General features: G+C 39.6%; 13 protein-coding genes. 2 read left to right on the top strand and 11 right to left on the bottom strand.

Features of this window, described 5'->3' with window-relative positions; all coding sequences use genetic code 11:
- Positions 1 to 206 precede the first annotated feature (206 nt).
- Positions 207 to 1,406: a DUF1501 domain-containing protein gene (locus tag U859_RS0110555; RefSeq protein WP_025143341.1), complete on the bottom strand. Its 1,200-nt coding sequence runs from the start codon at positions 1,404 to 1,406 to the stop codon at positions 207 to 209.
- Positions 1,407 to 1,576: 170 nt separating this feature from the next.
- On the bottom strand, positions 1,577 to 3,019 hold the full coding sequence (locus U859_RS0110550) for a DUF1800 family protein (RefSeq protein ID WP_025143340.1): 1,443 nt from the start codon (positions 3,017 to 3,019) through the stop codon (positions 1,577 to 1,579).
- Positions 3,020 to 3,092: 73 nt separating this feature from the next.
- Here U859_RS0110550 and aat point away from each other — a divergent pair, with 73 nt between their 5' ends.
- A complete protein-coding gene (gene aat, locus U859_RS0110545) occupies positions 3,093 to 3,725 on the top strand; it encodes a leucyl/phenylalanyl-tRNA--protein transferase (protein ID WP_025143339.1) in 633 nt (210 codons plus the stop codon).
- 362 nt (positions 3,726 to 4,087) lie between these two features.
- On the opposite strand, the gene U859_RS0110540 is transcribed toward aat, so the two are convergent.
- From U859_RS0110540 to U859_RS0110510, 6 genes are all read right to left on the bottom strand, one after another.
- Positions 4,088 to 4,690: a TMEM175 family protein gene (locus U859_RS0110540; protein WP_025143338.1), complete on the bottom strand. Its 603-nt coding sequence runs from the start codon at positions 4,688 to 4,690 to the stop codon at positions 4,088 to 4,090.
- A complete protein-coding gene (locus U859_RS0110535) occupies positions 4,690 to 5,271 on the bottom strand; it encodes a hypothetical protein (protein ID WP_025143337.1) in 582 nt (193 codons plus the stop codon). The genes U859_RS0110540 and U859_RS0110535 overlap by 1 nt, the downstream gene beginning before the upstream one ends.
- 105 nt (positions 5,272 to 5,376) lie before the next feature.
- A complete protein-coding gene (locus U859_RS0110530) occupies positions 5,377 to 6,159 on the bottom strand; it encodes a DUF1080 domain-containing protein (RefSeq protein WP_025143336.1) in 783 nt (260 codons plus the stop codon).
- Between the two features lie 65 nt (positions 6,160 to 6,224).
- Positions 6,225 to 6,542 carry a DUF2892 domain-containing protein gene (locus U859_RS30355; protein WP_025143335.1) on the bottom strand — a complete coding sequence of 106 codons (318 nt, stop codon included), beginning with the start codon at positions 6,540 to 6,542 and terminating at the stop codon, positions 6,225 to 6,227.
- A gap of 135 nt (positions 6,543 to 6,677) precedes the next feature.
- Positions 6,678 to 7,064 (bottom strand): GxxExxY protein, encoded by a 387-nt coding sequence (locus U859_RS0110515; protein WP_025143334.1) that lies wholly within the window; start codon positions 7,062 to 7,064, stop codon positions 6,678 to 6,680.
- Positions 7,065 to 7,306: 242 nt separating this feature from the next.
- Positions 7,307 to 10,198 (bottom strand): DEAD/DEAH box helicase, encoded by a 2,892-nt coding sequence (locus tag U859_RS0110510; RefSeq protein WP_025143333.1) that lies wholly within the window; start codon positions 10,196 to 10,198, stop codon positions 7,307 to 7,309.
- 295 nt (positions 10,199 to 10,493) lie between these two features.
- Between U859_RS0110510 and U859_RS0110505 the strand changes: the two genes are divergently transcribed.
- Positions 10,494 to 11,504: a type IX secretion system membrane protein PorP/SprF gene (locus U859_RS0110505; RefSeq protein WP_025143332.1), complete on the top strand. Its 1,011-nt coding sequence runs from the start codon at positions 10,494 to 10,496 to the stop codon at positions 11,502 to 11,504.
- On the opposite strand, the gene U859_RS0110500 is transcribed toward U859_RS0110505, so the two are convergent.
- The 3 genes from U859_RS0110500 to U859_RS0110490 all read right to left on the bottom strand — a co-directional run bounded on the left by U859_RS0110500 (position 11,501) and on the right by U859_RS0110490 (position 20,420).
- Complete coding sequence (locus U859_RS0110500; RefSeq protein WP_025143331.1) at positions 11,501 to 15,034, bottom strand: gliding motility-associated C-terminal domain-containing protein; 3,534 nt, start codon at positions 15,032 to 15,034, stop codon at positions 11,501 to 11,503. The two genes, U859_RS0110505 and U859_RS0110500, sit on opposite strands and share 4 nt — an antisense overlap.
- Positions 15,035 to 15,826: 792 nt before the next feature.
- Positions 15,827 to 17,227: an efflux transporter outer membrane subunit gene (locus tag U859_RS0110495; protein WP_025143330.1), complete on the bottom strand. Its 1,401-nt coding sequence runs from the start codon at positions 17,225 to 17,227 to the stop codon at positions 15,827 to 15,829.
- Between the two features lie 10 nt (positions 17,228 to 17,237).
- Complete coding sequence (locus tag U859_RS0110490) at positions 17,238 to 20,420, bottom strand: efflux RND transporter permease subunit (RefSeq protein WP_025143329.1); 3,183 nt, start codon at positions 20,418 to 20,420, stop codon at positions 17,238 to 17,240.
- Position 20,421 lies beyond the last annotated feature (1 nt).

Below are 20,421 nucleotides of genomic sequence, written 5' to 3'. Positions count from 1 at the left end.
CAGGCTACCATTGACAGACTCCTTTTATACGGCCGTCATTCCCGCGCAGGCGGGGATCTTAAAACGCTTGCATTACGATTCCCAATCAAGTTGGGAATGACGATCTCTCGCAGACAGCGATTCGTAAAAAAAAATGTAATTTATTTTCATTCAATAAGTTAGCCATCAGGACGGCAATGATATTAATAATTCAGCTTAGCCAGATCCTATATAAAATCCAGCGTATTAAATTTCTTATTCAGGATATCAGCATTGTTTACATCCAGCCATTTATCTAAAATGGTACCATAAACCTGCCTGAAATCCAATTGGTATTTTAAATCTCCGGTATCCAGATCACTTAAGTTTGGTGCGGCATTGAAAATACCCTGTTTCTTTAATTTTCCGCCGAAAACAAACATATTATTTGCCGTTCCGTGGTCGGTTCCGTTACTGGCATTTTGTTCTACCCTACGGCCGAATTCGGAGAAGGTAATTACCAGGGTGTCATCCAGTTTATTATTCGTTTTTAAATCTTTCAAGAAAGCAGCCATGCCTTCGCTATACTGTTTAAGTAGGTTTCCTTGTTGGCCAATCTGATTTACGTGGGTATCGAAACCGCTTAACGAAACATAATAAACCCTGGTTTTTAATCCTGAAGAAATGAATTTAGAAACCGTTTTCAACTGATTTGCAAAACCCGAATTAGGGTAAGTCGATTTAGATTGATAAATTTTCGACGTATTCTGGATATAATTGGCAGAAGAAGAAGTTTCGATCATGGTTTTGTACAGATAACCTAAATTATCTTCATCTAAATGCTCTCTATCATTTTGTAGCATAGCCTTAAAAAACGGATCGTTTGTATTGCGGAACAACGCTGCGGGGTCTTTTAAAGCAATACCTTTTTTGGTCTGTCCTTTCATGGCCAGAGAAAGCGAATCGTCTACTTCAATCGCGGTATAAGGGAATTTGCAGGTTTGGCAATTGCTATCTAAATAACGGCCAATCCATCCTGTAGATAAAAACTGATTGCTATCACTACCGGTTTGCCAGATATCCATGGAGCGGAAATGCGAACGATCGGGATTGGGATAGCCCACATCATTAATAATGGTCATCCAGCCCTGATCATGTATTTCTTGCAGCGCAGCCATATTTGGGTTTAAACCCTGCATATCGTTCAATTTAATCACTTCTTCAGGTTTAATGGCAATACTTTTTCTTTTTTGGTAATAAATGTCGTTTCCGAAAGGAATAACCGTATTTAAACCATCATTTCCACCAGAAAGCTGCACCACAACCAGGTTTTTATATAAACTTAACTCATCAAGCGCCATGGCCTCAAGCGGTTTCATAAAAGCCGGAACAAATAGCGAACCTGCTGCCACAAATCCTGTATTTCTTAAAAAATTTCTTCTGTTCATCTTGTTAATAGTTAATGTTTTTTTAGTGGTTCATTGGTTGATGATTCATAGTTTTATAGTTGATGGCCTGGGTGTTTTGGTCAATAGTTAATAGTTTTATAGTTGATAGCCTGGATGTTTAGCTTTTTGGCTATCAACCATGAGCCATAAAACAATCAACCAATATCCGACTAGCACAACTGATACTCCGGCATGCTCGTAATTTCTACCGCAGTGCTCCGCAATCCTTTATTATCGCTTACCATACCTGTAATTTTATCGTTTAATTTTGGCTGTAATAAAAACTCGGTGAGTGCCAATGGTGTTAAACCTTTTGGTAGTGTGCCTAAAAATTTAGGCCAATCGGCATTTGCGTTAACATATGATTTTGGTTTTGTATTGGCGTTGGCATTGGTGGTTGCTACCCTGCTCAATGCAATTACGGCTTCATCTTCCGGATCGGCCTTCCCGCTAAAATCAATTTCTCCATCATTTAAAACGAGCGATGGAATACGCATCCTTAACATTAACGACGAACTGTCGATCCAGCTTTGTCCGCCAGGCCAGCCTGCTACATTTGGCGGGTTAAATAAATACTGCCCTAAACTACTTTGTAGCTGAATTAAAACCTGTGGTTTGTTATAGGTTACATAAAACTCGCGACTTAAACCTACCAGAAACTCCGCCGGAGATTTAATTTTGGTGCCTACATTTTCAGGGCTGTAAAACCAATCGGATGTAAACATCTTTTTCATCATCGAAGCGATATCGTATTTCGAGTTGTAAAAATGTGTCGCCAGTTCTTTAACGTGATCCTCATTTGGATTATCGTTCACAAAGAATTTATATACCTTCCTGGCGATAAACTGTGAGGTTTCTGGTTTTTCTAAAATAATATCAATGATGTTTTCGCCTTCAAAATTCCCGATTTTACCGAAAAAAGTCTTCGTTCCCGTATCATGTAGGTTTTCCCTGAAAATAAATGAACCATCTTTATCATACATCCAGCCGGTAAACGAACGTGCAGATTCTTTAATATCCTGCTCGCTATAATTTCCCCTGCCCAGAGTGAAAAGTTCCATGAGCTCGCGGGCGAAATTCTCGTTTGGTTTGCCTTTTCTGTTTTGCTGGTTGTTGAGGTATTGTAACATCGCCGGCGACTTAGAAACTTCAACCAATAAGGTTTTAAAGCTGCCTAAGGCATTATCGCGTTGGATATTGTTTAGTTGTTGTGCAAAAAAAGGATTGTTGCTACGGCAGGCAAAATGGCCGTGCCAAAAAAGCGTCATTTTCTCTCTTAACGGTGCGTCGGTATTGATCATTTGGTTGATGAATGCGATATTGAGGTCGCGGCTCACTTCGTTCTGTTCGCGTACAATCTGCTGGCGCATTTTCTTTTCATCATCCGTCAGGTCTTTTTTAGCGTATAAACCAGCCTGTACCAGAAGTTGCCGTTTTGATTCAAAATCATTTACTAATTTGATCGGATCGTCTTTTTGGGAATCTTTAAGCATGTTATCAACCACTTTTTCAAGGTTTTTTTTGCTTAATTTCTGTAAATCGGTATAAGAAATACCGAAGCCCGCCCGGTTGTAAAGATGTTTTACTTTTAAGAAATTATCTTTTGCGTTCATAATGGACAATTTAACAGTATGACTTATTTAAAACGCAAGGGTTTAATCTTTGTTTTCTTTCTTATTTTCGCCTATGTTTTTTCAACTCTTAGATGATGACCCCGGTTTCCCTGATCCAGCTTTGGCAGAGGAGGATGGTTTATTGGCTATTGGGGGAGATTTGAGCATAGAAAGGCTGTTGATTGCCTACTCTAACGGCATATTTCCATGGTTTAGCGAAGGCGAACCCATTTTGTGGTATTCACCACATGAGCGATGTGTAATTTATCCTGATCAAATCAAGATCAGCAAAAGCATGCAAAAAATTTTAAAACAAGAGGTTTTTAAAATTACTTTTAACCAGGCTTTTGCTGAAGTGATCCTTAACTGCGCCACCACGGAAAGAAAAGGGCAGGATGGAACCTGGATTACCAACGAAATGCAACAGGCTTACATCAACCTTCATCTGCAGGGTTATGCACACAGTGTGGAAGTTTGGCTGGAAGATAAGCTTGTGGGCGGCTTGTATGGATTAAAGGTTAATCGAGTGTTTTGTGGCGAAAGCATGTTTAGTCATGTGAGCAATGCATCTAAAGCCGCGCTTATTTTTTTAAGTAAAATGAATATCGATTTAATCGACTGTCAGTTGCCAAACGATCATTTGATGAGTTTGGGTGCAGAAATGATTGATCGTGAATTGTACATGGAAACGCTACAGGCCCATTAATACCAACACGCTTTTAGTTTGTTATTTTATTTGAAGCGCAGTTTGCTACTATTTAGGTTTCTTCCCGCTTTACGTTTTATCCCGATGCAGAATCGGGATGCTCACTTCAATCGGGGCTAAAGGGCTATGCCTGCGTTGCTATTCCCGGCTAACGCCAAAAGAAATTAATTTTGGATGGTTTTAATACTAACCTGTGTTTAATAAACCCGGTAGTAGCGGTTCCGATTTAAGCATTGTTCTCATTATTTTTTTTGGTATGCTTGCTTGTTTCACAGGTTTCATCGGAAGTAGCGGATAACGGGGCTGCTGTTTCAGAAGTATTACTGCATGTTCATTTTCAGATAAAAAGCAAAGGATATTTCTCACTTATTATCATCAATTAAACCCTGCTCGCGCATGGCGTTTTCAATTCTTCTATCGGGGATAAACCAGATACAGGCCACCAGGAAATAAAGTGCAACACCGATCCAGGGGTTGATAAAGCTAAGGGCGACACCACCAATATAAAAAAGGAGGGAAAATTTTCCCTTAGCATCATTGCCAATGGCATGCACCACTAAAGAATGCTGGCCTTCGGTTCTTTTGATCACGATAACCAGTAAAGTATAAGAAATGGCCGCCATAAGCAACACTGCTCCATAAACGATAACCGGCCACAGGGCAAAATGATGCTCGCCCATCCATCCAGCAGCAACAGGAAATAATGAGAGCCAGAACAGGAAATTAAGGTTTGCCCAAAGCATTGATCCATTTACTTTTTTAACGGCATGCAATAAATGATGGTGGTTATTCCAATAAATGCCTACATAAATGAAACTGAGGATGTAGCTGATAAATTTAGGGATCAATGGTTTTAAGGTTGCTAAAGTTTCGCCATGTTCAGGCACTTTAATCTCCAAAACCATAATGGTGATGATGATTGCAATTACACCATCGCTAAATGCTTCTAATCTGCCTTTGTTCATTATTGTTTTTTCGTTAGATAACTAATTACACCAGTTCTGTATTCGGGATCTTTTTCGTTTAAAGCTATAAGTTTATTGGTAAAGTCAAAATTTACAAAAAGTTCAGGAATATCATCATCTGTTGGTAGAAATGCTTTAAATCGATATTGCCCGGAATTATAATCTACGTCTGTTTCATTTAGGTTTGCTACCTCAAAAGTCATCTTATCTGTGCGCATTTTATTTTTTGATTTCAAATTATAGAGCTTTGTAAGAGCAATTACAAGTCTGTCACTCTCTTTACCAATCGATTGGAATGAAATCCCATTGGCTAGAAAAGTGTTTTTCATTTCTCCATTTACGATGCCAGCTTTAATATTCTTTTTCAATGAAATTTCGAGACCAACAGTATCGGTATGATCGAGCCCTTGTGCTTTAAAAATTACAGTAGAATCCGTTTCTTTTTTACTTACAATGTTTAACATCAGATCAATAAAGCCGTCATCTGCCTTTTTTATTACAATTTGAGTTAAATCTTTTTCTGAAGGTTTGCAGGAAAATAAAAGCAATATGGTAATCAAAGAGAGCAAATTTTTTTTCATTTTTTAAAAGCGTTTGAGTTAACTACAATTATCAGTCAAATTATTTTATAAAACAAAACCTGCAAGCTTTTGGCCTGCAGGTTCCTTATTGTTATTTTGTTGAAATTATAATTCTCTTACCCAAATGTTTCTAAAGCTAATGGCTGGACTTGGATCGCCGTGATCTTGTAATTTAATCGAAGCGGGACCATGCTTTTTGTATTCAGGAGCACCAATATAACGGGTTTCACCTTTTAATACATATCCATTTTGCAAAAGCACGCCATTTAAAAACAAGGTAACACTTGCTGGTTTTTGTAACGTACCATCTTCGTTAAAACGTGGTGCATTCCATATGATATCGTAATACTGCCATTCGCCCGGTTTTTTATTCGCGTTTGCTAATGGAATAGCTTGTTTATAAACACTACCAGTTTGGCCATTAACGTAAGTTTTATTGTTATACGCATCCATAATCTGGATTTCATAACCATCATCACCACCGCCGGTTGAAGCTAAAAATACCCCACTATTACCGCGTGCCTGACCTTCGCCCGAAATATTTTCAGGGATTTTCCATTCCATGTGCAATTGGTAATCGGTAAATTTTTTATTGGTTTCGATATTTCCTGTACCTTTTTTTACGGTAAAAAAACCATCATCGATTGTCCATGCTGCTGGTTTAGATGGATCTTTAACTGAATGCCACGCGTCTAAATTACGGCCATTAAAAAGGACGATCGCATCAGAAGGTGCATCCTGAGGTAATTTGCCTGGCGTAACGATTTTGGGAACAGGTTCCCAAACCTCGGTTGTTTTTGGGTCTTTGGCAGGATCTGGTTTTTTATCTTGTGCCATAGCTTGCCCTGCGAATAAAACAGGAATAAATAATAGTGTGTACTTGTTCATAATTGTGGTTTAACTTTTTAAAGTTAACCAGTTTATTAAGAAATGGAAATTTCGTATTTAAAATTTTACCCCAAATCGTCAACAACATAGGTTTCACTTATAATCACTTCATCAGGGGCAATATCTTCTTTGCGTTGCTCGGCTAAATCGCGCAATGGGCAATAACCAGTGATCCCGCGATACAATAAACCTGCGCCAATAGCAGCCCCGGTTAAACCGATTACCGGATGAGAAAAAATGCTGGTAATGCCTTTAAATAATAAATAAGTACCCGCTGCGCCTGATAACCAACGCTCTGATTTTGAAACATTTTCGAATAACTCCGGATATTTCCAGGCTTCTTTTACATTATTTACTGCGGTATTGAAATCTTGATTTGTCATGATGGTAGAATTTATGTACTACTGTATAACAAGTAAGGAGGGAATGAGTTTTGAAAAGAAATTTAAATTACCACAGATGCACAGAATTGCTTTTAGCCACGGATGCACGGATTGACACGGAGATATTATCGGATTTTATAAAACAACACGTTTAATGTCAAGGCTTTGATTTCCGAAATTTAAAATAAGGCCAACTTTGCAACCTGAACATCGAAGATAGTTTAGGGTTTGTGCTATATCTGCGCTGGCGATTGAACTTTTAGATTTAATTTCTAATATTACAGAATCGAATATAATAAAGTCAGCATAGAAATGGTGCGGCAAGAGAATGTCTTTATAATAAAGCTGATATAATTTTTCCCTTTCATAAAAATATTCCCTTTGTTCTAACTCAATACAAAATGCATCTTTATAAACAACCTCTAAGAATCCACAGCCTAAATGATTATGGACTTCGATAGCCGTACTAATAATTAGATCTGTTTCGTTTTTAAGTGGGAAGTCTGATTGTCGAATATCCATACCAAGAGTTTTAGAAGGTTTAACTCAATTAACTTGGGATGTATTTATTAATAATGATACGGCAATATACTGAAACAATAAAATATCGCGAAATATACTCCGTGTTTTCCGTGCCTCCGTGGCAAAAAATAAATAGAATGGTCCGTTAGCAGATTGAAAATTATTCAAGCTAATTCTTGGACTTCGCTCAGTGTGATCATCGTGAAATGTATTTCGTGATTTCAGCGTCTCCGTGGCAAATGTTAATTCAATATATCCCTAATATCCTCTTTGCTCAGGGATTTAAAGAAACTTTCTTCTGTGGTGATCAAAGAATTGGCTAAAGATTTTTTCCTGTTCTGTAAAGCAAGAATTTTTTCTTCAACCGTATCTTTTGCGATGAATTTGTAGATAAATACCTTTTTATCCTGACCGATACGGTGTGTCCTATCAATGGCCTGTTGCTCTACCGCAGGATTCCACCATGGATCGAGGATAAAAACATAATCAGCTTGTGTAAGGTTTAAACCCACACCCCCTGCTTTTATCGAGATCAGAAAAACCTTTAAATCGGTATTCTGCTGAAATTCGGAAACAATTTCGCCACGGTTACGGGTAGAACCATCCAAATAAGCAAATGGAATATTTTCTGCCTCAAAGTGTTTTTTAAAGATATCCAGGTGTTTTACAAACTGCGAAAATACTAAAACCTTATGTCCGCCTTTAAGCACATTATCTAAAGTGTGGATTACATTTTCAAATTTGCCCGAATCAGAAATATAGGTCCCATCAATCATTACGGGGTGATTGGCCAACTGACGTAAAGCGGTTAATCCCTGTAAAAGCTGAACCTGTTTCTGTGCAAAAGTGCCATCATCCATGCTTTGTAGAAGATCGTTGCGGTATGCAGATTTTGTTTTTTCGTAATATGCGGCCTGATCTTCGCTCATGTCGCAATAAATTACCTGTTCCGTTTTAGGCGGTAATTCTGCGGCCACTTGTTCTTTTGTTCTGCGGAGTACAAAAGGTTTGATGATCGATTGCAGTTTACGTGCTTTTTCTTCGTCCTTTTTCTTTTCGATCGCCTGCACATATTCCTCGTAGAAAAATGCCTGCGTACCTAATAAACCCGGATTTAAGAAAGTTAACTGCGACCATAAGTCACTTACCGAATTCTCAACCGGTGTACCACTCAAAATCAGTTTGTGTTTCGATTTTAAGCTTCTAACAGCTTTGAATGATTTGGATGCAGGGTTTTTAATGTTCTGACTTTCGTCGAGAATAATATAATTGAAATAGAAGTTTTTCAGCTCATCTACATCTACCCTGGTTACGCCATAAGTAGTAATGATGATATCGTAATTGGCAAAATTTGCTACATCTTTATTGCGATTGGTACCTGTGTGCGCTAATATTTTAAGTTTTGGTGTAAACTTTTTTGCCTCTGTTAACCAGTTATAAATTAGCGAGGTAGGCATGATGATCAGCGATGTAGTCTGCGTTTCGAGCAACTGGTCATCTTCCTTCACTTTTTGCAACATGGCCAGGGTCTGGATGGTTTTACCCAAACCCATATCATCGGCTAAACAACCGCCAAAATTATATTCGCGTAAAAAGCTGAACCAGTTATAGCCCGCTTTTTGGTAATCGCGCAAACTGCCTTTAAAATGCACAGGCATTTGTGTATCAGCAATATCTTCAAAATCAGACAGGCGCTGAAGTTTACGTTCGAGCGTAACATTTGCCAAACTATCTTCTGCCAGATCGTTAATTAAACCGATGTGGTGTTTTTTTAATTTTAGCGTTTGCCCTGCTTCTGCCAAACTGAACAAACTGCCATATTGGGTAAACCATTTATCAGGGATAATGGCCACTTCTCCATCGGGTAATAAAAACTCACGCTTTTTATGTAAAATATGCTGTTTTAAGGATAGGAAAGGGATCTGGTATTTGCCGAACCATACCACAGCATGAATGTCGAACCAATCATTTCCTTCTTTAACTTCAAGATCGATTTTACTGGCGCCAAATACAAATTTTTTCTGTCCGGTGGCTTGTTCAATCTCAAAACCTGATGCTTCAAGAAGTTCAATATGTTCATTTATCCAGTTAATGGCTGCATAACTTGGGTTTTCATCAGCAGCACTTACTTCCAGATTGCTGAATAAAGAACTTGTTTTTTTTAGCCCTAATGATAATAACAGGTTAAACTGTTTTTTTTCCCAATCTGCCGAACGTTTTATCCGGTGAAAAATATAATTATCAGCCGTTTTTTCTAAACGGACGGTTACTTTATGTGCATTTTCAACAGGGAAAGTATATTCTCCATATTTAAAATATAACTGGATCTGCGAAAGGCCAACATCCACATATAGAACCTTAATTACAGGCGTAGCTTCGAACTGTTCCGTCTTGATTTCGAAACCCTCTGCATAAACATGGTGTTTCTCGATTAGGGGCGCTACAAATTTTTCAAAGTAAGTCGCCTCGGTTGTTTTGGGTATGGCAATAAAACGCTTGTTTAAAAAAGGCTGTAGTTTTTTTCCTTCAATATCCTGATCAAAAAAGTACAATACGTCATTTAACAATAACCAGGCTGGTTTGTTGCTAATGATCTGCGCTTCCTTAAACATAAACTCGATGCGCAGGTTCTGGTATTTAATGGTCGGGAAATAACGGGTTTCGGTTTCATTTCTGCGGAAATGGAAAAGAATAGACGCAGGTTCATCCGCAAGTTCGATCTTACGTTCAACGGGCCAGCCATCTTTATCCATTACATAGAGCTCGTTTTTAACCTTCAAAATTTCTAAAGCTTCGGCGAGTTTCTTTTCAATTTTCGGGCGCACATTTTCGTAAAACTTATCGTCGAAAATTTTGGTGAAAAACTCGGTGGGCCTGATTAATTTCTTATAATACTTTTTAATCAGCGAGTCCTGTTCAATATCATCTAAAATTTTAATCAGTTTATAATCGATTTCACTTAAGCAGGCATTAAACTCTTCGGCCGTATGGGTGAAAATTCGCTGGTAGGTAAAAGAAAAATCGCCCTGAGGATTAAGTTGAACAACGTGGGGTTCAATTAAATAGCCCAGGTACTCATGTTTGCACAAAGAGTACACCACTTTACAGGCTTTAGAACTATCGACACGTAACATTGATGGATATAAAATTTTTGTAAGCTAAGCGCTTAAAAAACTTTAAACTTACAATATTTTGGGGTTACATCAAAAGAACTGGCCGTTTTTGGGATAAAAAATATGAAGAATTTTCATCTGTAATAAAAATAAAACTGAAATGCAGTAGTTTAACATGAAGAAAGTAGATGCGGGTACTAAAATGCCCAAGTCGGGATGAAAATATTAATACTTTATAATTGATTACAACTTATTATCTTAGCAGCTGGATTGATAAGCTTTTATTATCAGTTGGTTAACGCACATCCCGGTTTAAATGAAATTTTTTTACGCGCTCTCTGTGTTCACTTGTCTGTTTTTTTCTGGCTATGGACAGGAAATTCCACGGAGTACCCAATATATTTTCAATAATATCCTGCTAAACCCTGCTTTATCGGGTATTGACAACTATACCGATTTAAAAATTGGTCTGCGTAAACAATGGAGTGGCTTAGAAGGTTCGCCAAGCACACAGTATCTTTCTTTAAGCACCGCTATTGGTGAAGATTTTGTACGCAGCAATGTAAATTCTTTTGCGGGGAATGGAGAAAATCCGATGAGCAGGAGTTATGTGAATAACTATACGGCTGCTGAACCGCACCATGGCATAGGTTTGGTAGCGATGACAGATAAAGCAGGTTTGATCAGACAAACCAACGTGAGCGTAACCTATGCTTATCACCTTGGCCTTACCAACGAAATTAATTTATCGCTGGGTTTATCGGGTGGTTTTAAATCGATCAATGTTGATGTACGTGGAATTGTTGCTGATGAATCAGGTGACCCGTTGTTCTCTGCCGATTATAATAACAAAATCAGGCCTGATGTTGGCGCTGGTGTTTGGTTGTACAGTCCGAGGTTTTTTGCAGGTATTTCAGCGAAGCAGCTTATCGGAAATAAAAGCAGCGTTGTGGGCAATAAAATCAGGATTGATGCTTACCAGGCAGCTACTTTTTATGGTACTGCGGGTTATAAAATATTCCTGGATGAAGATATTGCCATGATTCCGTCAGCACTGGTTACCTATTGGGCCAATGCCCCTGCCGCATTTGATGCCAACCTGAAATTTGCCTATAAAGATAAATTCTGGGTAGGAACCAGTTTCAGGAACAATGATTCTTTCTCACTTTTGGCAGGATTTAACGTAGCCTCTTTGGTAAACCTGAGTTATTCGTATGATGTAAATACTTCAGGTTTACGCTCGGTAAATAATGGTACCCACGAAATTGTACTGGGTATTTTATTAAATAACCGTTATCAGGTAGCTTGCCCGAGCAGGCAGTTTTAACGTAAAAGTGTAATACTCCCACCCAGTGGTTTACATTCGGCCCGCAAATCGATTACATAATAATAAACACCTGCAGGTAATTCCTTATCTCGGAAACGGCCATCAAATGGTTTGTTGTAATTGCCGATAGATTCGTATACCAATTGGCCGCCCCGTGTGTAAACTTTGATGTTGGTACCTTTAAAATCAGGCAATCCACGTACCTGCCAAACATCGTTCATGCCATCACCATTCGGTGTCATGGTATTGGTGATTTCCAGGTTATCATGCGTTACCTCTACATGTACTTTGGCAAACTCGCTGGTACAAGAGCCCAGTTTTCTCCGCACATAATAATCGGCTGTTTTGGCTACCTTAAATTTGAATATACCAGCAGTGCTTTCTAAAAATGGCTTGGTATCATCTATTTTTTCGAATAACTGATAGGTACCCTCTTCAGGGGCAATTACGGGTAAAACAATATCAGAAACATAACATACGCGGAGATCATTAATAACTGGTGTTAAAATTTTAAATGGCTCATCAATAATGGTAAAAGGCTCGCTGATGGCGTATCCGCAGGCTGTTTTGTCTTTAACTTCTAAACGGTATGTTCCTGCGCCAATCTTAGTTAAATCCTGTGTAAACTGAACAGCTTCGCCAGCCTCGTTTATCCATTTAAAAGTATAACCTGGTACACCGCCAATTACCTCAACTCCTGTAACTGACCCTCTTTGCAAGGTACAACCGTCTTTAACAGGTGTTCCTGTTTTAGGTACAATGGTAAGCAGTGGAGTTACCTCTATGGTATAAGGGCCCATAATAACCGGAGTACAGTTATTAATATCGTAGGCATACATAGTATAAGTACCACCAGGTAAATTTTTAAGAGAAATAGAAGTAGTTGTTTTTGTACTTAAAACGATATTACCTGCCTGATCTTTCCACTCATATCGGTATGGAAGGGCGGAGCTAAAATCAAGATCGATGGTTCCATTAATCAACCCACAGGTTGTTGGCGATTCGCGGTGAGAAAAGTTATAAACCGGAAGTGGTGTTGCGGTTACGACAAAATCTCTTGGCACCCGTGGACAGGTAGATTTACTATTGCTTGCCCACAGTCTGTAAGAACCAGCTTTTAGGTTTTCAATTAATAAAGATGTTCCTGCAGAGTAAGTACCTTTTTTAATGGTAATCCCATCTGGTCCGATCCATTCATAACCATCGGCATCAGTTAGTGTAATTCCACCTATGGCGCCATTGCTGCTGTTACAGGTTTCATTTCTTCTAATTGAAGCATCGCTGATCTGGATGGTATTATCGGTAATGATGAAAAAAGATGCAGAAGTAGATCCGCATTCTCCCTGATCGGTTACCACAATGGTATAATTACCACCCTCAACATTTTGGAGGTCGGCGGTGGTCGCAATTATATCACCTAGAGCGCCGGTAAGAAGATCTGGTTTATACCATTTATAAGTCATTGTTCCGGTGAAATCGGTAAATTTTAAATCCTTTATCGCACCGTTTTGGCTGCCACAAGTTGCGTGTTTAGGAGCTGTGGTACTGGTAATGATAATTTTTGGTTTCCTTTTAACCGTAATCGGATCAGAATCCAATGAGCAGTTTGCTTCATCCGATACGGTTACGAAATAAGTGCCTTCAGGTAAGTTAGCAGGGTTAGCAGTACTTACTACAGCATTTGTTGCCGTATTGGTCCACTTGTATTTTAATACCCCTTTTCCCCTTAAAACCTCAGCCGTATAAGTAAAAGAGGTTTGTCCGCAGGCAGGAGCAATCGGTTGGATATTTGGTTTGGTTAATTTTTGATCTTTAATAATAAATACTGAAGGAAAAGCTTTACAGCCATCGTCAACCGTTACTTCGTAAGTACCAACCTCTAAATTATTGATACTTTGTGTATTACCTTTAGGTACGCGGCTACCATCTGTTTCTATTTTTACCCAGCTAAAGGTAAAACCTTCACGGGGCTCTGGGATAGTGATGGAACCATCGGCATTACAGGTTACTGGCTCTACTATGGCTTCGTTTGGTAATAACTCAGCAGTAGAAAAGGGGGAAGTAGTTGCATTTAACAAACTGGCTGTTGCGGTAACCATTCCGGTAAGTGTTCCGTTGTACTCCCAGCGGCCGTCACTGCCTGTTTGTACTGTGGCAATGTAGGTTTTGCCTTCACAAATGCCCTGGCAGTTTACAGTATAAAATAACTCTACTTCCGAGTTTGGTGTGGCCCTCCCGGAAACATAATCAGTCCTTTTTTTAAGGATCTGGATGTACGGTTGAAGAATGGTTAAGGTTTTTCCAATCCCGAATGTTCTGTTGCAAAAGAAACTATTCCTTGTAATTTTTACAGGTTTTGAAGATACGGTTTCAACCCCGAAGCTGTTATTGGCAATTAAGTTTGCTTCGGCTGGTGTTGCGCCACCGATGGTTCCGCCTGCGCCTGATTCTATTTTCACTCCTATTCCATTGCCCATCACCACTGTTCCGGCAGCATCGGTACCAATTGCATTACCCGTTAAAATAAAATCTGAATTGGTAATCGAAACGCCAGTTGTCCTGTTCCCGCCAATAATGTTATTGCGCACATAAAGCGCTGTATTTACAGCATTAACTTTTAAACCCGCAATTTCTAAAGAAGATGATGAAAGGAAGATCGGTAACTCATGAAAATCTTTCTTACCTGTATAATCGACCCCAATTTTGTTATTGATGACGTTGATATCGAACCTGGCATTGGTAGAATATGATGAGCGGGTAATATCAACATTGACCCTGTTAGCGGCAATTACGTTTCCTTCTCCCGCATTATCGCCGCCAACATCCAATGCGCAATCGTAAAGACTGGCCGAAATCCCGGTTACGTTAGTATTAGGTGTGATCCCATCGTAAATTACCCCGATTAAATTTGATTGAATTTTTATTTTGGTGGCTACTATGGTGCTGTAGAAATAGCTGTTCTGAATAACAATACCATTAATATTGCCGCCAATTACGTTTCCTTTTCCCGGCGCACCAATGGTGATGTTATTTGCGCGGTAATCGAGTACAATCCCCGATCCCTGACTCATATTTACATTTTGAAGGTTGGTGATGGTTGCGAAATTGCGGATGTATAAACCATAAATTTCAACTCCGGTGGTTTGTACCTGTGTAGTGGCATATTGCCCGATAACCAGACCAGAAAAGGTGGTATTGGTATACTCGGGTTCAAGAATCACTTTTGCACCCGAAACGCCAAGTGCCGGCCATGCCGCCTGAGAGGTACCATCGATTATTACGTTAGATGATACTACAGGTAGTGCGGTCCGCAACCTGATGGTTCGGTTTGCATTATCGCTGGGGGTGCCCGGTAAATTAAAATTGATGGTAAAAGTAGTGGTTCTATTGGCTGCAGCTGCTTGCGTTAAGCCCTCTCTCAATGTTCCAGGGCCACTATCGGCATTGCTGGTAACAACATAAGTTTGAGCGTAGATATTATTAAATAAAAATAAGCCCAAAAACAGGGCTAAAAGTTTTGAGAGACGCATAAAATTGTTTGGTGCAGCCAAAATACAAATAAAAGTTTAGTGGCTAGGGTTTTAGTTAACAAACCTACATTATTTTTCTGAAAATTAGCGGCGATGGACTTTTAATCATTGGGCAAGGTATAGCGTACAGCCGGTTTTTATAGTCTGTCATCCTGAGCGCAGCGAAGGATCTTTAAATTTGCCCTGAGTTTGCACCCATTTCCAACTTAAAGAGTAGAAAGCTTTCTCCCAGGTGAGCAACCAATCTATAAGAGTAGAAAGCCTGCCGCCTTAAGGAGCGCCTAATCATAAGCGTTATGAAACCTTGATGCAATGCGCGGCACCAAATCATATGGCTTATGAAAGCTTCCAGCTATGGGAAGCACCAAATCATAATAAAATCGTAAATGAACCAGATAACTCCGTTAATCCGTACATTTTCTCGCGCCATAGTTCGTGTCGCCACTAACCATTTTCTAAGCCAGCAATCCGCTAACGCTCGTTTCTAACGATACAACGATAAAATCTTGTAAGAAACAGCGCAAGCATGAATTTTTTATATCCAACATAAACGTCATCCCATTTTTTTTAGGCTGGAGCCTGATGTATACTCAAAATGAGAGTATTACGAAGATAGCTACCTTCATAATTAAGATCCTTCGTTGCACTCAGGATGACAAACTGAAAACTCTGTGATAATCCGTGCATCTGTGGCAAATAGTTTGCGCGATGGCTTGTGGCGACACAAGCCTTGAAACCAAAAAAAGCATCCTGAAAATCAGAATGCCTTTAAATGTGCTTGTTAATTATTGTTTATTTCCAGCCACCGCCCAATGCGCGGTATAGGTTTACAACAGATTGCAGTTTCTGTAATCTATCGTTAATACCACTTAATTGGGCACTTAACAAACTTTGTTCTGAAGTTAACACATCAGTATAGTTTGTTGCAGAACTGTAACGTAATAATTCTTTGGTAAAATCGACTGCTTTGGTTAACGAGGCAATCTGTTTTGTTCTTGTTTCTTCTTTTTCTGCAGCTGTCTGGTAAGCGTATAATGCATTAGATACTTCCTGTCCACCTGTTAAAAGGGTTTGTTGGAAAGTATAAAAGGCGATCTGTTGATTGGCTTCAGCTGTTTTTAAACGGGCCTTATTAGCTCCTTTTGCAAAAATGGGCTGTGTTAATCCACCTACAAGATTATAGAAGATAGATTTGCCAAAGAAATCACTTAATTGCAGACTAGATAAACCACCTGCTGCGGTAATGGTTAAAGCCGGGTAAAAATAAGCTTTAGCTACATTGGTGTTTTCGAAAGCAGCTCTAAAACCAAATTCTGCTGCAATTACATCCGGACGGTTTTGCAACAACTGTGCAGAAACGCCAGTCTGTAAATTAGCATATGGCGTTTGCTGATCCAGCGTTGTACGGTTAATTGCATTTGGCGCTTTGGCTACCAATACACTTAATGCATTTTCAGCCTCCTTAATGCTTCTTTTTAAATCGGGTAAGGTTACCTGTGCCGCATATAAATTGGCCTCGCTTTGTACAACGGCAGCACCGTTAACTACAGCTCCCTGTTTTAACTCCCTCATGGTTTCCACATCCTGCGTTCTTACCTTAATGGTTTGCTCGGTAATGGCCAATTGTTTATCAAGCGCCAATAGCGTATAATAATTATTGGCAATGGTTGCAATTAACTGGGTTTGCACAGCCCTTTTTGCTGCATCACTTTGTAATAAAGTAGCATAAGCGCTGCGTTTTGCGCTGGTTAATTTTCCCCAGATATCAGCTTCCCAACTGGTACTCAGCTGTGCTTTATAAGTTTGGGTTTCTAAGTTAATGTTAATGCCAGCCGGAAAATTTTGTGCAGCAGCAGATGCCTTATTGTCGGTTACGTTAACATCAGCCTGTAGGCTTGGTAATAATGCCCCGCGGCTCTGTATTAAAGTAGCTTCTGCAATTTTGATCCGCTCAATCGCCTGTTTTAGGTCTAAATTTTCATTTATGCCCCGTTGAATCAATGATTGTAAAGTGGTATCAGAAAACAAAGTTTTCCATTGTACATTTGCTATAGTGTTTGTATCCGTTGTATTGTTATCACGGTATAAACCTTCGTTCGTTACCTGGGGGCGTTCGTATTTTTTAGTTACGCAGGCACTCAGGGTAACGATGGCCAAACCGATTAAAACGGGGTGCTTATATCTAAATTTCATTTTCTTAATATTAATGTTTGCTGTTCGCAGTAGCCAATTCATATTCCTCTGGCGTTTGTTCATGATCAATGCCTTCGTTAAAAGGTGATTTATTACTGATGCGCTCCTGTAAGGATTGGAATATGATGAACAGAGCCGGAATTACGAAAACTCCGAATATTGTTCCGATCAACATACCACCAACGGCACCTGTACCAATTGAGGTATTACCGGCGGCACCAACACCTGAAGATAACATCAGTGGCAATAATCCTAAGATAAACGCAAATGAAGTCATCAAAATCGGACGTAAACGTGCTGTTGCACCATCTATCGCCGCATTGGCTATACTCATGCCTTTTCTTCTTCTATCCACCGCATATTCTACGATCAAAATGGCATTCTTAGCGAGTAGTCCCACAAGCATAATCAGGGTAATTTGTGTATAAATATTGTTATCCACCCCGAAAATCTTATCAAAAACGAATACACCTGCCAAACCAACTGGTAAAGAGAATAAAACCGCTAATGGTAAAATATAACTTTCGTACTGTGCGGCAAGTAAGAAATAAACGAAGATTACGCAAAGTAAAAAGATGAAAACGGTTTGACTTCCGCCGGCCATTTCCTCACGTGATAAACCCGAAAATTCATAGCCATATCCTGCCGGAAGGTTTTTAGCAGCCTCTTCCTGAACGGCCTTTAAAGCATCACCCGAACTATAACCTGCGTTTGGGTTACCTGTTACCGAAATTGAAGTAAACAAGTTGAAACGCGAGATAGCCTGTGGTCCGTATACTTTGGTTAAAGTAATAAACTCTGATACCGGAGCCATATCGCCCGATGAATTTCTAACGAAAATACGGGTCAACGTTTGTTCATTTGCACGGTACTGGGCATCTGCCTGGAACATTACCCTAAACTGTTTACCAAATTTGTTAAAGTTTGAGGCATAAACACCGCCATAATAACCCTGCATTACACCCAACACATCACTAACATTCAGGCCGGCCTGTTTAACCTTTGCCACATTTACATCAATCTGATATTGAGGGAAATTTGGGTTAAAAGAGGTTGATGCATATTGGATTTCAGGACGTTTACTTAACGCCGCTAAAAATGCATTTCCAATTTCGTTGAATTTTTTAATATCTCCACCGGTTTTATCCTGTAACTGGAATTCGAAACCACCACTGGTACCAAAACCCTGGATGGTTGGCGGAGCAAAGAAAATAATTTTAGCACCTTTAATACCCGCAGTTTTTGCAAACAGTTCACCGATAATCGTTTTTACATCACGGCCTTTACGTTCATCCCAAGGGGTTAAACGCGAAATTACCATCCCGTAAGAACTACCAGAACCACTAATCATACTACGGCCCACAACCCTTAAAGTGTTTTTAATTTCAGGTATTTTGTGCGCAATACTATCAATTTTTGCAATTACAATATTGGTTTCCTCTTGCGAAGTTCCTGCTGGTAATGAGATATCACTCATGATGGTTCCCAAATCCTCATTCGGTACGAAACCTTTTGGTGTGGTATTCATCGTCCAAACCAATACTACCGCGAAGAAAGCAATAGCCAATCCAACGATCCATTTTTTTCTGGATAGGAAGCCTACCGATTTTTTATATTTTCCGGTTACCGCATCGAATGAGGTGTTGAAAGCATCGTAAAAACGGTTTAAAAAGTTTTTAGATTTTTGGTGCTCTTCTTTGTGCGGTTTTAAGAATAAAGCACATAATGCCGGACTTAAAGTTAAGGCGTTAATGGCCGATAATATAATCGAAATGGCCAGTGTTAAACCAAATTGTTTGTAAAATACTCCCGAAGATCCGGAGATGAAACTCACCGGGATAAATACGGCAGCCATTACCAAAGTAATCGAAATAATCGCTCCACTAATATCGTCCATCGCATCTATGGTTGCTTTTCTGGCATCGGTATAACCTTCATCCAGCTTGGCGTGCACGGCCTCCACTACCACAATCGCATCATCCACCACAATACCGATAGCCAATACGAGGGCGAACAAGGTTAACAAGTTGATGGTAAATCCAAATAAACTCAGGAAGAAGAACGTTCCGATAATCGCTACCGGCACACTGATTGCCGGGATCAAGGTTGAACGGAAATCCTGTAAGAAGATAAATACCACCAGGAATACCAAAATAAATGCTTCAATCAAGGTGTGAAGCACTTTCTCTATCGATGCATCCAAAAAGTCGTTTACGTTAACCAAAGTTGAGTAATGCACACCTTTTGGAAAAGATTTTTGAGCTTCATCAAGCGTTTTGATTGAGTTTTCGATTACTTCTTTTGCATTTGAACCGGCAGTTTGGTTAATCGCGATACCCAATGCCTGTTTTCCGTTAAATTTAACTGAACTGGCATAACTCTGAGCACCCAATTCGATCCTTGCAATATCTTTTAAACGGAGAATCTGGCCGTTATCGGTGGTACGGATAATAATATTGCCAAACTGGGCCTCATCTTTTAACCTACCGGTATATTTTAAGGTATATTGAAATGCCTGATCGCCAAGCTCTCCAAACTGACCTGGTGCAGCCTCCACGTTCTGATCGGCAAGGGCAACGTTAATATCGTTCGGAACCAATCCATAGGTTGCCATTATATCAGGTTTTAACCAGATACGCATGGTATAATCCAACGTTCCGAATGCACTGGCATCACCCACACCATTGATACGCTTAATCTGAGGGATAATGTTAATGTTTGCATAGTTCTGCAAAAATTTCTGATCGTAAGAAGGATCGTCGCTATATAAACCAAAGATCAATACGTTACTCGCCTGTCTTTTAGCTGTAATAACCCCCGATTTGGTTACCTCTGCAGGTAATAAACTGGTAGCACGTGCAACCCTGTTCTGTACGTTTACCGCTGCAAGATCGGGGTTGGTACCCAGCTTAAAGTTTACGGTAATGGTTGCGGTACCATCGTTACTGGCCGTAGAAGTCATGTAGGTCATGTCTTCCACACCATTTATCTGCTCTTCCAGCGGAACAACAACGCTATTCATTACCACATCGGCGTTGGCACCCTGGTATGAAGTAGAAACCTGCACCGTTGGCGGGGCAATTTCCGGATATTGTGAAACCGGCAACGTAGCTAAACCTAAAACACCGAGAATTACGATGATGATGGATATAACCGTTGATAAAACCGGTCTTTCTATAAATTTCTTAAACATA

This window comes from Pedobacter jeongneungensis (assembly GCF_000633455.1).
Taxonomy (GTDB): Bacteria; Bacteroidota; Bacteroidia; order Sphingobacteriales; family Sphingobacteriaceae; genus Pedobacter; species Pedobacter jeongneungensis_A.
This window is presented reverse-complemented; position numbering and strand designations above follow the sequence as displayed.